The 15,384-nt window shown below is 67.5% G+C and carries 10 protein-coding genes and 1 pseudogene; all 11 read left to right on the forward strand.

The genetic code is table 11. The features are described from left to right. Window positions 1-41: 41 nt before the first annotated feature. The 11 genes and pseudogenes from ACYQ5L_RS00845 to fadD32 all read left to right on the forward strand — a co-directional run bounded on the left by ACYQ5L_RS00845 (window position 42) and on the right by fadD32 (window position 15,331). Window positions 42-1,073 (forward strand): alpha/beta hydrolase, encoded by a 1,032-nt coding sequence (locus ACYQ5L_RS00845; RefSeq protein ID WP_459963281.1) that lies wholly within the window; start codon window positions 42-44, stop codon window positions 1,071-1,073. Window positions 1,074-1,288: 215 nt separating this feature from the next. Next, window positions 1,289-2,377, forward strand: a complete 1,089-nt coding sequence (locus tag ACYQ5L_RS00850; protein WP_459954915.1) for an alpha/beta hydrolase — start codon at window positions 1,289-1,291, stop codon at window positions 2,375-2,377. Between the two features lie 631 nt (window positions 2,378-3,008). Further along, window positions 3,009-4,052 carry an alpha/beta hydrolase gene (locus ACYQ5L_RS00855; RefSeq protein ID WP_459954916.1) on the forward strand — a complete coding sequence of 348 codons (1,044 nt, stop codon included), beginning with the start codon at window positions 3,009-3,011 and terminating at the stop codon, window positions 4,050-4,052. Between the two features lie 206 nt (window positions 4,053-4,258). Further along, entirely contained in the window at window positions 4,259-5,269 is a 1,011-nt protein-coding gene (locus ACYQ5L_RS00860; RefSeq protein ID WP_459963282.1) for an alpha/beta hydrolase, read from the forward strand. 327 nt (window positions 5,270-5,596) lie between these two features. Continuing rightward, window positions 5,597-6,634, forward strand: coding sequence for an alpha/beta hydrolase (locus ACYQ5L_RS00865; RefSeq protein WP_379193995.1), 1,038 nt, complete (start codon window positions 5,597-5,599; stop codon window positions 6,632-6,634). 93 nt (window positions 6,635-6,727) lie between these two features. Further along, window positions 6,728-8,041 (forward strand): annotated as a pseudogene (locus ACYQ5L_RS00870) (alpha/beta hydrolase-fold protein); the annotation flags it as partial. Window positions 8,042-8,223: 182 nt separating this feature from the next. Continuing rightward, a complete protein-coding gene (locus ACYQ5L_RS00875; RefSeq protein ID WP_459954917.1) occupies window positions 8,224-9,213 on the forward strand; it encodes an alpha/beta hydrolase in 990 nt (329 codons plus the stop codon). An 82-nt stretch (window positions 9,214-9,295) separates the two neighbouring features. After that, window positions 9,296-11,371: an alpha/beta hydrolase-fold protein gene (locus tag ACYQ5L_RS00880; RefSeq protein WP_459954918.1), complete on the forward strand. Its 2,076-nt coding sequence runs from the start codon at window positions 9,296-9,298 to the stop codon at window positions 11,369-11,371. A 126-nt stretch (window positions 11,372-11,497) separates the two neighbouring features. Next, entirely contained in the window at window positions 11,498-12,028 is a 531-nt protein-coding gene (locus ACYQ5L_RS00885) for a DUF732 domain-containing protein (RefSeq protein ID WP_459954919.1), read from the forward strand. Then, window positions 12,028-12,999: a cutinase family protein gene (locus ACYQ5L_RS00890; RefSeq protein WP_459954920.1), complete on the forward strand. Its 972-nt coding sequence runs from the start codon at window positions 12,028-12,030 to the stop codon at window positions 12,997-12,999. The genes ACYQ5L_RS00885 and ACYQ5L_RS00890 overlap by 1 nt, the downstream gene beginning before the upstream one ends. A 409-nt stretch (window positions 13,000-13,408) precedes the next feature. Beyond that, window positions 13,409-15,331, forward strand: coding sequence for a long-chain-fatty-acid--AMP ligase FadD32 (fadD32, locus tag ACYQ5L_RS00895; RefSeq protein ID WP_459954921.1), 1,923 nt, complete (start codon window positions 13,409-13,411; stop codon window positions 15,329-15,331). The last annotated feature ends 53 nt before the right edge of the window (window positions 15,332-15,384 follow it).

Raw genomic sequence — 15,384 nt, forward strand, 5'->3', positions numbered from 1 at the left:
GCAACGGCTGTCGCAGTAAACGGATGAAAGGCCGGACGGGTATGCGGGGCGTCACGAGACGAGAAGTGCTGCGGAAATCGGCGCTGGGGGTGGGACTGGCGGCATTGCTACCGTTCGGGGCGACGATGGCGGGAGCGCCCGCGGCGCGTGCGGCCTTCGACCCCAGCGGTTTCGACTTCTGGGTCGAATCGTCCATGGGGCCGATCAAGTCGCGGATCTTCCGTGCGGCGGACGGCAATACGAACCGCGTCGTGTACGCGCTCGACGGTATGCGCGCCCGCGACGATCTCAACGGCTGGGAGATCGACACCAATGTCTCCCGGGCGCTCACCGCCGCCAATATCAATGTGGTGATGCCCGTGGGCGGCCGGGCCAGCTTCTATGCCGACTGGAACGAGCCGAGCACCTTCGCCGACACTCCCGCCGGCACCGACGGCGGCACCGCGGACAACGGCTGGACGCAGATGAACGCGGGCGGCCCGGGCAAGACCTACACCTACAAGTGGGAAACCTTCCTCACCCAGGACCTGCGCAACGCGCTCCGGGATCGCCTGAGCTTCAACGCCACTCGCAACGGCGTGTTCGGGCTGTCCATGAGCGGCAGCTCCGCGCTGCAGCTGGCCGCGTTCCACGCCGACCAGTTCTCCTTCGCCGGTTCGTTCTCCGGTGTGCTGGATATGTCCATGGCCGTTATCCGGCAAGCCATCCGGGTCGCCATGATCGATGCCGGCGGCTACAACATCGACTCGATGGCCGGGCCCAAGGACAAGAAGTGGGGGCGCATCGACCCGGTGCAGTTCGCGTCGAGGTTGAAATCCTCCAATACCCGGCTGTGGATCTCGTGCGGCAGCACGCTGCCCGCGGAGGAGGGCGCCGTGAACGACTCCCAGGTCAACGCAATCGGTTTGGAGGCCGTGGCGCTGCTCGGCACCCGGTCCTTCGAAGCCAAGTTCAACAGCATCGGCGGGCGCAACGCGAGTTTCAACTACCCCGCCGTCGGCGTCCACGACTGGGCCAACTGGGAGGCCCGGCTCACCGAAATGCTCCCCGATCTGTCCGCGAACATTGGCTAAGTCATTCTCGATTCCGCTCCATCCCGCTGGCGGCTTCAGCGCCGAAGCCGCTGGTCAGCCCGGTCGGGGCCACAAAATCGCCGCACAGTGGCCCGGGTCACAAATGTCTCAGTCTGATAACGCCCGGTTAGCCCAGCCACGATAGGGTCTCGGGACGCCCGCCGTGGTCACAAGCACGCGGTGGAACGAACGCGATACGAAAGGCCGAACGGAATATGCGAGGCGCGCACGAAGGACGTCGGAGATCTAGCGGCGGTTGGTTGAAGAAGTCGGTGCTCGGCGTGGCGGTGGCCATGCTGCTACCGCTCGGGGCGTCGGTGGCAGCGGCTCCCGCCGCGAACGCGGCCTTCAACCCGGCAGGGTTCGACTTCTGGGTCGACTCGGCAGAGATGGGGCCGGTCAAGACGCGCATCTTCCGCGCGGCCGACGGCAACACCAACCGCGTGGTCTACGCGCTCGACGGCATGCGCGCCCGCCAGGACCTCAATGGCTGGGAGATCGACACCAATGTCGCGCAGGCGCTGACCGACGCGAACATCAATGTCGTCATGCCGATCGGCGGCCAGTCCAGCTTCTACGCGGACTGGAACGCGCCGTCGAGCCTGCTCGGCATCGAGGGCGGCACCGGTTCGGCCTCGGGTTCGGGCACGCTGTCCTCCTCCGGGTCCTCCTCGGGCTCGGGCGGCCTGCAGATCCTGTCCGGTGGTCCGGGCAAGAGCTACCGCTACACCTGGGAGACCTTCCTGACCCAGGACCTGCGCAATGCGCTGCGTGACCGGCTCGGCTTCAAGTCGACCAACAATGGCGTCTTCGGTCTGTCCATGGGCGGTTCCGCCGCCCTGACGCTGGCCGCCTACCACCCGGATCAGTTCGGCTACGCGGGCGCGTTCTCCGGCTACCTGAACATCTCCGCGCCGGGTATGCGCGAGGCCATGCGCCTGGCCTTCATCGACGCCGGCGGCTACAACGTCGACTCCATGGCGCCGCCGTGGGGCCCGCAGTGGCTGCGCATGGACCCGTTCGTGTTCGCGCCGCGCCTGGTCGCCAATAACACCCGCCTGTGGATCTCCGCCGCCAGCGCCATCCCGGCCGCGGGTGACGTCACCGGTGTCATGTCGGTCATCCAGGGCATGCCCCTGGAGGCGCTCGCCCTCGCCAACACCCGCGCCTTCCAGGTGCGCATGGCCACCCTGGGCGGCGGCAACGCGACCTACGACTTCCCGGCCAGCGGCGTCCACAATTGGCGCAACTGGGAGGCCGAGGTCTACCGCATGCTCCCGGACCTGTCCGCCCACCTCGGATAGGACCAACTCTCGGGACTCTCAGGGGCAAGCCCCTGAAACCCCAAGCTGAAGACGCCCCCGCCCTATCGGGCGGGGGCGTCTTGCGTATGGATTGAGGCGGGAACAAGCGCCAGCCCGCAGTGGTGCCGGGGCTGGCCCGCAGTGGTGCCGGGGCTGGCCCGCAGTGGTGCCGGGGCTGGCCCGCCGTGGTGCCGGGGCTGGCCCGCTGTGGTGCCGGGGCCAGGCCCGCTGTGGTGCCGGGGCCAGGCCCGCTGTGGTGCCGGGGCCAGGCCCGCTGTGGTGCCGGGGCCAGGCCCGCTGTGGTGCCGGGGTCAGCCCGCTGTGGTGCCGGGGTCAGCCCGCTGTGGTGCCGGGGCTAGGCCCGCAGTGGTGCCGGGGCTAGGCCCGCAGTGATGCCGGATTTTGGGGTTGAGCCTCCGCATTGTCGGGGGTTTGGGGGCGGAGCCCCCCGATGTGGTGGAGGGGTTTCAGGGGCTTGCCCCTGAGGGCTCACCGGGAGTGGGTGTTGATCTCGTTCTGGACAAGGCGCGCCTGACACGCCTAACACGCCGAGTTGGACGTCCGATACTCGATCCGTAACGAAGATCAGTACTGCAGGTCGGTTGTGCTCCTTGACGAGAGGGCTAGGTCGATGCGGGTCCGAGGCTTCAAACAGACGGTTCTGGGCGTGGCGGCCGCGGTGCTGTTGCCACTGGGGGTCTCGGTGGTGAGTCCCCCGACAGCATCGGCGGCCTTCGATCCATCCGGATTCGACTTCTGGGTCGACTCGCCCGTCATGGGGCCGATCAAGTCGCGGATCTTCCGGGCGGCGGACGGCAATACCAATCGGGTGGTGTACGCGCTCGACGGGATGCGCGCCACCGAGAACATCAGCGGCTGGGAGAACGACACCAATATCGCGCAGGTGCTGACCAGCTGGAACATCAATGTGGTCATGCCGGTCGGCGGCCCGTCCAGCTTCTATGCGGACTGGGCTGCGCCGAGCTCCTTCTTCGGGATTCCGGCAGGTGCGGGTTCGTCGGCCAATACCGGTTCGGGCGCCACCGAAGTCCTCGGCGCCGGGCCGGGCAAGAGCTACCGCTACGACTGGGAATCCTTCCTCACCAATCAGCTGCGCTGGGCGCTGCGGGATCGGCTGGGGTTCAACCCGTATCGCAATGGCGCTTTCGGCCTCTCCATGGGCGGCAGCGCGGCCCTGACGCTCGCCGCCTACCACCCGGACCAATTCAGCTTCGCCGGATCGTTCTCGGGCTATCTGAACATCTCCGCGCCCGGCATGCGCGAGCTCATCCGCACCGCCATGATCGACGCCGGCGGCTACAACGTCGACTCCATGGCGCCCCCGTGGGGCCCGCAGTGGCTGCGCATGGACCCGTTCGTCTTCGCGCCCACCCTGGTCGCCAACAACACCCGCTTGTGGATCGCCGCGGGCAGCGGCTTGCCGATGGAGGCGGATCTGCAGGTGCCGTTCGGGGTCGCGGCCGATCGCCTGCTGCGCGGTTCGCCGCTGGAGGCGCTGGCCCTGGCGAACACCCGGGCCTTCCAGGTGCGCATGGACACCCTCGGCGCGCGCAATGTGGTCTATTCGTTCCCGAATGCGGGCCTGCACGCCTGGACGAACTGGCAGGACGAGGCCTATCGCATGGTTCCGGACCTGTCGGCGAATATCGGATAGCCGCCGAACTCTCGCTCCATCCGATGCCGCCCGCCCTGACAGGCGGGCGGCATTGTCTTTTATGCCCGCAGTATCACGATTCGGTATCCGGAGGTGTTTCGCTGATCATTGGCTCCGAATAAGAGCCTATAGAGAACTCCAGAGCGGCAACAGCTTCTGCATTTCGGATGTGGTCAACGGTGACCACGCTCGTGAAAGGCGAGTCGATGCGGGTTGTGCGGGTACGCGGCACGAATGTGGTTCGGTACGGGCGCACGCTGTTGCGCCGCTCGCTGGCGGGCGCGGCGCTGGCGCTGACCTTGCCCTTGACGGCGGCGCTGGGTGGTGGGGGAGCCACGGCGCAGGCGGGTTTCAATCCCGCTGGGCACGATTTCTGGGTCGATTCGAGCATGGGCCCGATCAAGACGCGCATCTTCCGCGCACTGGACGGCAATACCCAGCGCGTGGTCTATGCCCTCGACGGCCTGCGGGCGCGCGATGACCTGTCCGGCTGGGAGATCGACACCGAGATCTCCCGGGTGCTGCCCATGTGGAACATCAATGTGGTGATGCCGGTGGGCGGCCGGTCCAGCTTCTATTCCGATTGGCTGGAAACCAGCAATACCAATGGGCAGACCGTGCGCTACGAGTGGGAGACCTTCCTGACCCGGGATCTGCGCAATGCGCTCTCGGCCCGGCTGGGTTTCAATCCGCGGGGCAATGGCGTGCTCGGGCTGTCCATGGGCGGCAGCGCCGCATTGGTGCTGGCCGCCTATCATCCGGAGCAGTTCCGTTATGCCGCATCTTATTCCGGTTATTTGAATGTCTCCGCACCTGGTATGCGGGAGGCGCTGCGGATGGCGATGCTGGATGCCGGCGGCTACAACATCGACGCCATGTGGGGCCCGCCGTGGAGCGAATTGTGGTTGCGCAACGATCCTTTCGTCTTCGCGGAACGCCTGCGCGCCAATGGAACCCGGCTCTGGATCTCCAGCGGCAACGGCCAGCCGGGCCCGCGAGATCAGGTGCGTTCCCCGCTGGATGTGTACAACCTGACGAATGCGGCGGGCCTGGAGACCGTCGCGCTGGCCAATACCCGGGCCTTCCAGGCCCGCATGGAGTCCTTGGGTCCCTGCAATGCGGTGTTCGACTACACGCCCGACGGTGTTCACTCCTGGCACTACTGGCAGGATCAGGTCTTCAAGATGCTGCCGGACATGAGTGCGAACATCGGCTGACTCGGCACGGGGCCCGGAGTCGAAAGGGGCGTAAGGGATTTTCCCGTTGCCGCGACATCACTGGCGTTTCGCGATAAGGTCACCGCACGATTACGGTCGTGCGGGATGGTGGAAATCGGCCACTCATTAGCACCACCTTGCCAATCGCTCGGAAGGTCGAATACCCTCCAGCGAGCGCAAGTGTGATCCAGACCGTGGTAGCGCTTCGCTCACTTCGAAGTGTCGGGATTCGGAGTGAGCGCATCGAGTATGCATGCTGCGGCTCTGCCCTGCGTGCTGCAGCGATGACAACTGAAGACTATTGCAGTAAGAGAAGGAGCAGTATCCATGCGTTTCGGCAGGTCCGCCATGCCGGAGGGAGTCCAGCCCGGACGCCGTAGTGCTCATCGTGGTTGGGGCGCACGACTTCTGGCAGCCGGCGCCGCGGCGCTGGCCATCCCGACCGCCGCTGCGGTAGCAGCCCCGACCATCGCCTTCGCGGCGCCGGTGTACACGCCGATGCATCGCACTCCGGCGGGTGGTTTCGAAGAGCTGATGGTGCCGTCCTCCATGGGCCCGATCAAGGTCCAGGTGCAGTGGGCGCGCAATGGCGGTGGCTCCGCCCTGTATCTGCTCGACGGCCTGCGCGCTCGTGACGACCGCAATGCCTGGTCGTTCGAGACCAATGCGATGGAGCAGTTCGCCAATGACGACGTCACCCTGGTGATGCCGGTGGGCGGTCAGTCCAGCTGGTACGCCGACTGGGTGTCGCCGTCCAACACCAATGGCCAGAAGTACACCTACAAGTGGGAGACCTTCCTGACCAAGGAGCTCCCGGATTTCCTTGCGGGCTACGGTGTCTCGCGCACCAACAATGCCGTGGTGGGCCTGTCCATGAGCGGCCCGGCCGCACTGCGGCTGGCGGCCTTCAACCGCGGTCAGTTCAAGCACGCCTCGTCGTTCTCGGGCCCGCTGAACTGGAACGCCCCGGGTATGCGTGAGGCCATCCGCATCATGATGCTGGATGCCGGCCGCTTCAATGTGGACTCGCTCGCCGCTCCGTGGAGCCCGGCGTGGCTGCGCATGGACCCGGCGGTGTTCGCGCCGCAGCTGAAGGGTCTGCCGATGTACATTTCGGCGGCCTCCGGTCTGCCGGGCCAGCACGATGCGCCGAACTCGGCGGTCGGCGTGTTCAACACCGCGAATGCCATGGGCATCGAGGCCATTTCGATGGTGACCACCCGCCTGTTCCAGGCTCGCCTGAACTCGCTGGGCATCAATTCGGCCATCTACGACTTCCCGGCCGCGGGTACGCACTCCTGGAAGTACTGGCAGGACGAGCTGTGGAAGGCGCGGCCGCACATTCTGGCCGCCCTGGGGCAGTAAGAACCGAATAAGCACGAGAGACCGGCCGTCCTACGGGGCGGCCGGTTTCTTTGTGGCTCCCCATGTTTCGCCCGGAGCCTGTAGAAAACTAATGTGACACCTGTGGTGTGTGATGGATGGGGGAGACGCGGGTGCAGAACTCTGCTGGCGCTCGCGGCGATCACGACAGTACTGGCGACCGCCCCCGCGGCGGTCGCGGAACCGGGGGCGGCGACGGCAGCGGCGCCCGCGATCCGAAATGTGGTTTGGCTGACCGAGAGACGCGTGGCCCTGTGGATCGACTCGCCGGCCATGGGCACGCGGATACAGGTCCAGCTGCTGCTGCCGCGGGACTGGTACAGCCAACCGGATATGCGGTTCCCGACCCTGCTCATGCTCGACGGCCTGCGCGCCGGGGACGATCAGAGCGGCTGGACCAAAGACGCTGGGGCGGAAGCGTTCTACGCGGATAAGAACATCACTGTTGTATTGCCCGTCGGCGGCATGTCCAGCTGGTACACCGACTGGCGCAGACCCGACAATGGCAAGACCTACAAATGGGAAACGTTCCTCACCAAGGAATTACCGCCGCTGCTGGACCAGGGCTGGCGCACCACCAATGTGCGCGGCGTGACCGGATTGTCCATGGGCGGCAGCGCGGCCATGACGCTGGCGGCCCGGAATCAAGGTTTCGTCCGCTATGCCGCCTCGTTCTCCGGCACGCTCACCACCACGACCCTCGGCATGCCCCAGGCCATCGCCTATTCCATGCGCGATGCCGGCGGATACGACGCCGACGCCATGTGGGGCCCGCCCGGCGATGCGGAATGGGCCGCCCACGACCCCTACTCGCTGGCCGAAAAGCTCAGGGGCACCAGCCTCTACGTCTCCAGCGGCAGCGGGCTGGCCGGAGCCTATGACATTCCCAGTGGAATTCCGGGCGTGAGCACCAACTGGGCGGGCATGGCCCTGGAGGTCATCTCGCGTTTCTCCTCGCAGTCCTTCGTCGCCAAACTCAACAAACTCAGCATTCCGGTCTCGGTGAATTACCGTCCCTCCGGGACGCATTCGTGGCCGTACTGGGATTTCGAAATGCGCCAGGCCTGGCCGCAGGCGGCGGCCGCGCTCGGCGTGGAAGCGGCCAAACCGGACTGTGCGGCCGCCGGTGAGATATTGCCGGTGGCGCTGGCCAAGCCCTGGCTGGGGGAGTGCCTGACCAGCGAGTTCGCGGTGGCCGGCGGCGCGGCTCAGGATTTCCGGGGCGGCCGGGTGCTCTGGTCGCAGGCCACCGGCGCGCATGCGGTGGGCGGTATGATCGGCGGCGCGTACGAGGGCGCGGCGGGACCCGCTGGGCGGCTGGGCTTTCCAACTTCGGACGAATCGCCCATTCCTGGCGGGGCGGAGCAGAATTTCCAGCACGGCCGCATTGTGTTCCGGGATGGTAAGGCCGAAATTCAGCTCGGCTGACTGTAAAGTGCTGCGAGGTCCGTGACGCCGATCACTCCATGGTGTCTTTTCCCTGCGGTTCAGGAGTCATTCTCATGGCAGCACAGGGCGAGTCGTGCCCAGGTTCGGTTCGAATAGCGGCAACACAGCATGGCTGGCGGCGCATGGTGGCGACCGTCGTCGCGGTGATCGCCCTGCCGGGATTGGCGGTGCCGGCGCTCGCCGACCCGCCGGCCGACCCCGCGCCGGTGGCCGAGCCCGCGCCGGCGCCGATCGCGGAGCCCGCACCCGAACCGCGCAGGCCCGCAGGCGGATTCGAGGAGCTGATGGTGCCCTCGAGCATGGGCCCGATCAAGGTGCAGGTGCAGTGGGCGCGCGACGGCGGTGACGGCGCGCTGTACCTGCTCGACGGGCTGCGCGCCCGCGACGACTTCAATGCCTGGTCCTTCGAGACCGATGCCCTGCGCATGTTCGCCGAGGACAACATCACCCTGGTCATGCCGGTCGGCGGGCAATCCAGTTTCTATTCCGATTGGCGCGCGCCCTCCAGCACCAATGGCCAGAAGTTCACCTATCGGTGGGAGACCTTCCTGACCGAGGAGCTGCCCGCCTTCCTCGAGGGCTACGGGGTGTCGCGCACCAAGAACGCGGTGGCGGGCTTGTCCATGGGCGGTTCGGCGGCGCTGGCGCTGGCGGCCTATCACCGCGATCAGTTCAAGCACGCCTCCTCGTTCTCGGGCTATCTGAACATCTCCGCGCCCGGTATGCGCGAGGCCATTCGCCTCGCCATGCTCGATGCCGGCCGCTTCAATGTGGACTCCATGGCCTGGCCGTGGAGCCCGGCCTGGCTGCGCATGGATCCCTTCGTCTTCGCGCCGCAGCTGCGCGGCCTGCCCCTGTACATCTCGGCGGCCTGGGGCGTGCCCGGCGGCTACGAGGATCCGAGTTCGCCGGTCGGGGCCTTCAATACGGTGAATGCCGTTGCGCTGGAGGTGTTGTCGATGCTGAACACCCGCGCGTTCAAGACCCGTCTGGAATCGCTGGGCATCGATGCGCGCTACGACCTGCCGGTGCGGGGCACGCACGCGTGGGGCTACTGGCAGGAGCAACTGGCCAATGCGCGCCCGGATATCCTCGCGGCGCTCGCGTCCTGAGGAAAACCGGTCGTTTGCTGAGTGTCTCGGATTCCCGCGCGTCCTACCGGGGGAATCGCCCGATCAGGGGTACAAACATTGTGTGGCTGGAGTTGTTCGTGGGACCGGGCGGGCGCGCAGACGCTGGACGGCGTGCGCCGCGGCAGTCGTGTTTCCGCTCGCCGCGGGCACTTTCGCGGGCGCGGGACCGGCGGCCGCCGCACCCGAGGCGCCGCAGGCGGTACAGGTCCCGGCCACCCTGCAGAAGGCGGTGTGGCTGGGAGATCGCCGGGTGGCGCTGTGGGTGAACTCGCCCGCCATGCAGACCCCGATTCAGGTGCAGCTGTTGCTGCCCCGCGACTGGCGCGCCAAACCGGACGCCAAATTCCCGGTCATGTTCATGCTCGACGGCCTGCGCGCCACCGATGACGAGAACGGCTGGACCAAGGAGGCCGGCGCGGCCGGCTTCTACGCCGATAAGAACGTCCTGGTGGTGCTGCCGGTGGGCGGCCAGTCCAGCTTCTACACCGACTGGCTGGAACCCTTCAACGGCCACAACTACAAGTGGGAAACCTTCCTCACCAAGGAGCTGCCGCCGCTGCTGGAAAGCCAGTGGCGGGCCACCGATGTGCGTGGCGTGGCGGGACTTTCGATGGGCGGCACCGCGGCCATGATGCTGGCCGCGCGCAATCCCGGCTGGGTGCGCCACGCCGCCTCCTACTCCGGCTTCCTCACGCTCACCACGCTCGGCATGCCGCAGATGGTCAACTTCGCCATGCACGATGCGGGCGGGTTCGACTCCACCGCCATGTTCGGGCCGCCGACCAGCCCGGCGTGGAAGGAGCACGACCCCTACGAGCTGGCCGACAAGCTGAAGGGCGTCAACCTGTACGTGTCCAGCGGCAGCGGCACCGCGGGCGCGACCGATCCGCCCGCCGACATTCCGGGCCTCACCACCAATTACGCCGGTATGGGCCTGGAGGTGCTGTCGCGGCTGAGTTCGCAGAACTTCGTGGCCAAACTGCAGAAGCTGAGCATTCCGGTGCAGGTGAACTATCGCCCCTCCGGCACGCACACCTGGCCGTACTGGGATTTCGAGATGCGCCAGTCCTGGCCGCAGACCGCGACCGCGCTGGGCGTGGACAACACCGCGAGCGACTGCAAGCTGGGCGGGGCCATCGGCGGTGTGGCACAGGGCAATACCTGGCTCGGCGACTGCCTGACCGCCGAATACCAGATCGCCAACGGCGTGGCGCAGGACTTCCGCAACGGCATGGTGGTGTTCTCGCCGGCGACGGGCGCGCATCCGGTCGGCGGCGCTATCGCGGGCGCGTACTCCGGTCTGGACGGCGCGGCCAGCGGCCTGGGCTTCCCCACCGGCGACGAGCGCGCGCTGCCGGACAATCGCGGCCGCTGGCAGACCTTCCAGAACGGCTCCATCTACTGGACGCCGCAGACCGGGGCCAATGCCGTGCGCGGCGCCATTCTGGACGCCTGGGGCGCACAGGGATTCGAGCGCGGCCCGGCCGGTTATCCCACCGGGCCCGAACAGCGCACCCCGAACAAGGACGGCGTGGTGCAGGGCTTCGAGAACGGGCCCATGTACTTCAGCCCCAAGACCGGCGCCCATTTGCTGCAGGGCCTGATCCTGGGCAAGTACGCGCAGCTCGGCTTCGAGAACAGCCCGTTCGGCTTCCCCGCGTCCGGGGAGCAGGCGGTCAAGGATCTCGGCCGGTTCGTGAAATTCGAGGGCGGCAATATCTATTGGAGCCCGCTGTCGGGATCCTGGGGCGTGCGCACCGGCCCGATCATGGATGCCTGGGGTGTGCTGGGCTTCGAGAACGGCGTGCTCGGCTTCCCGATCGGCGACGAGGTGCCGGTCGCGGGCGGCACCCAGCAGGCCTTCCAGGGCGGTTCCATCCTGGTGCGCGACGGGAAGGCCCAGGTGCTCGGCCTGACCGGGCAGCCCATCTCACTGCCCAGCCTGTCCCCCTTGACCCCGCAGCCGGTGACCCAGCCCGCCGCGCCCGTGCCGTCCGCCGCGCCGCAGGCTGTGCCCTCCGCGGCGCCACCGGCGGTGCTGCCCGCGCCCCAGCCCGCCGAGCAGCCGGCCGCCCCGCCCGCCGAGGGCATGCCGCTGCCCATCCCGGCGCTCGGTCCCGAGGTGCGTCCCAACTGAGCCGTGCGGCCCGTCCGATCACTGAGAAAGGTATGAGGTTCGGTTGCGAGGGGGTCACGGATGGATGGGTTGCCGCTAGCCTGGTGGCCGAAACTGTGCCCGCAGACAGAGCAAGGAAGCGAATAGATGCATCGGACCCGTGGAAAGGTTCTCGGCGTGGTCGTGGCCTTCGCTGCTACCGGACTGCTCGCCGCGTGTGGCGACAACGATTCGACCGCGACGAGCACGCCCACGCTGGCCCCGACCACGACCAAGGCCAGCACCGCGGCGACCACGCCCGGCGGTGAGACCTCGGCGTCGGAACAGCCCGCGCCCCAGGCCACCGAGACGCCCACCACCGAGGCGGAGCGCCCGCAGCCGGTGCCCACCGAATTCCTCACCACCCCCAGTGACGCCGCGCCGCTGAGCGATCGGGACAAGACGTTCCTGGAGGCGCTGAAGGCCAAGGGCATAACCCCGGCCGCCTCCGATATCGCGCTCACCGCCGCGAATCTGGTGTGCCAGGGCAAGTCCGAGGGCGCCTCCGACGACCAGATCCTCACCTACGTGACCGCCATCGCCGGATCCGATCCGGGCTTCGACGAGTCCAAGATGACGGTCGAGCAGGCCGGCAAGATCTACGTCGAAACCGCGACCGCGAGCTACTGCAACCGGTGATGAGCCGACGCCGATCCGGGGGCCGGAAAGCCAGGGGGTGCCTGCTGGCCGTCGCGCTGATCGTGATCGCGATCATCGTGGTGGTGCTGCTGTGGTACCTGCTGGCGGGCCGCCTGCGGGTGCCGGGGCCGGAGAAACCCGGCCCGGAGAAGCCGACCTCGCAGCCCGCGTCCTGCCCGGATGTGCTGCTGCTGTCCGTGCCCGGCACGTGGGAGTCGTCGAGCACCGACGACCCCTACAACCCGACCGCGAATCCGGCGTCGCTCATGCTGCACATCACCAATCCGATCCGGGCGGCGTTCCCCAATGAGCGGCTCGAGGTCTACACCGTGCCGTACGTGGCCCAGTTCTCCAATCCCATCGCGATTCCGCCGGACGGGCAGCAGTCCTACAACAACAGCCGCTCCGAAGGGATCCGGCGCGCCACCGACAAGCTGGCCGAGACCTATCGGGTCTGCCCGCTGACCACCTATGTGCTGGCCGGGTTCTCGCAGGGCGCGGTCATCGCGGGCGATGTCGCCGCGAGCATCGGCGACGGCAAGGGCCCGGTGCCGGCGGATCAGGTGCTCGGCGTGGCGCTGCTCGCCGACGGCCGCCGCGACAGCGGTCCGGGGCAGGCCATCCAGATCGGCACCAATAATCCGACCGGCGTCGGCGCGGAGGTCGCCCTGCGCGGCCTGAACGTCCCGGGCATCACCATGACCGGCGCCCGGCCCGGTTTCGGCAGTCTGGCCGACCGCACCTACTCCATGTGCGCCGCGGGCGATCTCATCTGCGACTCCCCGCGCCAGGCGCTCAATCCGGCCAACATCATGAGCAGCATCGGCATTCTGGTGCGGGCCGCGGGCAATCCGGTGCACAGCCTCTACAACAGCTCCACGGTGGACGGCAACGGCACCACCGCGACCGGATGGACGGTGGGCTGGGCGACCGGTCTCATCGAGAACGCCCCGCATCCGGCCCACTCCTGAATTCGACCGACCCCCTAGTTTCGGGGTCACGCTGTAGAGTGCTCCGAGATCACGGCCACACCCGGCCGAATCGCCGGACCCCTCCGCCGGGTGCGGCAACTCACACCGATGTCCTACTCGGGGGTAATGACCGACCAAATAGCGACGTTCGCCCCGGTGATCCCACTGGGGCCGAGCCAGTGAGCTGGGATATGTTTGGCCGCTCCGGAGCATGGCCGGACCGCCGCTCTGTAACATGTCTCTGGTTTGAGGACATCTAGCCAATAGACGGTCACCGCGCAGACCGCAATACAAATCTGCAGGTTGGCTCTCGCAAGACGAGCTCCCCCGCGGGCGAAGAGAGTCGGGGCCTCACAGGTAAGGGCGCAGCGCGCCCTCCTGATGCGTGCGCCTCGGAGGAGAAGAAGGAATGGACGAGACTTTCGACGATTACCTCGACGAAACGGGGAACATCACGATTCCCGAGGGCCGCACCCTCGTCGACTACGTCGAGAAGCACACCCACGGTAATGACGCCGATGATCTGGCCTACCGGTACATCGACTACTCACGTGAGCGCGACGGCGTGTACCAGGACCTCACCTGGAGTCAGTTCGGGACTCGGCTGCGCGCGGTGGCCGCCCGACTGCAGCAGGTGACCAAGCGGGGCGATCGCGTCGCGATCCTGGCTCCGCAAGGGCTGGATTACGTCATCTCCTTCTTCGCCGCCATCTATGCGGGCACCATCTCGGTGCCGTTGTTCGATCCGGACGAGCCGGGCCACACCGATCGCCTGCACGCGGTGCTCGGTGACTGCACTCCTTCGGCGATCCTGACGGCCAGCTCCTCCGCCGCCGGGGTCCGCCAGTTCTTCCGTGCGCTCCCCGCGGCCCAGCGCCCCCGCATCATTGCCGTCGACGCGATTCCGGACTCCGTCGGCGAGTCCTGGATCCGCCCCGACATCGCGGTCGACGATATCGCGTACCTGCAGTACACCTCGGGTTCGACACGCGTGCCCGCCGGTGTGGAGATCACCCACCGCGCCGTCGGCACCAATGTGCTGCAGATGGTGAACGCGCTGGACCTGAACTGGAATTCGCGCGGCGTCACCTGGCTGCCGCTCTACCACGACATGGGCCTGCTGACGGTGATCCTGCCCGCCGTGGGCGGCAAGTACATCACCATCATGTCGCCGAGCGCCTTCGTGCGCCGCCCGGCGCGCTGGATCCACGAACTGGCCGCGGTCTCCGACGGCGCCGGAACCTTCGCCGCCGCACCGAACTTCGCCTTCGAACACGCCGCCGCGCGCGCCGTGCCGAAGAACGGCGAGGCCCTGGACCTGTCGAACGTCATCGGCCTGATCAACGGCTCCGAGCCGGTGACCACCTCCTCGATGAAGAAGTTCAACGAGGCGTTCGCCCCCTACGGCCTGCCCAAGACCGCCATCAAGCCCTGCTACGGCATGGCCGAGGCGACCCTGTTCGTCTCCGCCACCCGGCACGAGGACGAGGCCAAGGTCATCTACGTCGACCGCACCGAGCTCAATGCCGGTCGCATCGTGAAGGTCGAACAGGGCGCGCCGAACTCCATCGCCCAGGTCTCCTGCGGCTATGTGGCGCTGTCGCAGTGGGCGGCCATCGTGGACGCCGATTCCATCGACTCCCCCGAGGGCGCGCGCGAACTGCCCGAGGGTCGGGTCGGCGAGATCTGGCTGCACGGCAACAATGTCGGCATCGGCTACTGGGGCCGCGCCGAGGAAACCCAGAAGACCTTCCGCAACAAGCTGGCCAACCGCGTCGAGGGCAGCGTCCACACCGAGGGCGTTCCGCTGGACGGCAACTGGCTGCGCACCGGCGACTACGGCGTGTACGTGGACGGCGAGCTCTACATCACCGGCCGTGTCAAGGACCTGGTCATCGTGGACGGCCGCAACCACTACCCGCAGGATCTGGAGTACTCCGCGCAGGAGGCCTCCAAGGCGCTGCGGCCCGGCTTCGTGGCCGCCTTCTCGGTGCCCGCCAACCAGCTGCCCGCCGAAGTCTTTGCCTCCGACAGCCATTCGGGCATCAAGTACGACGCCGACGACGCCTCCGAACAGCTGGTCATCGTGGGCGAGCGCGGCCCGGGCGCCGGCAAGGCCGACCCGCAGCCCATTGCCGACGCGGTGCGCGCGGCCATCTCCACCCGCCACGGCGTCACCGCCCGGGACATCCTGCTCGTCCCGGCCGGCTCGATTCCGCGCACCTCCAGCGGCAAGATCGCGCGTCGCGCCTGCAAGGCGGCGTACCTGGAAGGCACACTGCGTGGTGGTTACACGCAGCAGGCTTTCCCCGATGCTCCCGACGAGGAGTGAGAGGCGAATGCCTCGATGCGAATGGCGCGGGCCGACTCGGCTCGCGCCATTCA

The sequence above is a fragment of the Nocardia sp. IFM 10818 genome (assembly GCF_054655275.1).

Bases quoted from the DNA above. Each gene is read 5' to 3' on its own strand.
- fadD32 (WP_459954921.1), top strand. From the start codon at position 13,409: ATGGACGAGACTTTCGACGATTACCTCGACGAAACGGGGAACATCACG.
- ACYQ5L_RS00855 (WP_459954916.1), top strand. From the start codon at position 3,009: ATGCGGGTCCGAGGCTTCAAACAGACGGTTCTGGGCGTGGCGGCCGCG.
- ACYQ5L_RS00865 (WP_379193995.1), top strand. From the start codon at position 5,597: ATGCGTTTCGGCAGGTCCGCCATGCCGGAGGGAGTCCAGCCCGGACGC.
- ACYQ5L_RS00875 (WP_459954917.1), top strand. From the start codon at position 8,224: ATGGTGGCGACCGTCGTCGCGGTGATCGCCCTGCCGGGATTGGCGGTG.
- ACYQ5L_RS00860 (WP_459963282.1), top strand. From the start codon at position 4,259: ATGCGGGTTGTGCGGGTACGCGGCACGAATGTGGTTCGGTACGGGCGC.
- ACYQ5L_RS00890 (WP_459954920.1), top strand. From the start codon at position 12,028: ATGAGCCGACGCCGATCCGGGGGCCGGAAAGCCAGGGGGTGCCTGCTG.
- ACYQ5L_RS00845 (WP_459963281.1), top strand. From the start codon at position 42: ATGCGGGGCGTCACGAGACGAGAAGTGCTGCGGAAATCGGCGCTGGGG.
- ACYQ5L_RS00850 (WP_459954915.1), top strand. From the start codon at position 1,289: ATGCGAGGCGCGCACGAAGGACGTCGGAGATCTAGCGGCGGTTGGTTG.
- ACYQ5L_RS00885 (WP_459954919.1), top strand. From the start codon at position 11,498: ATGCATCGGACCCGTGGAAAGGTTCTCGGCGTGGTCGTGGCCTTCGCT.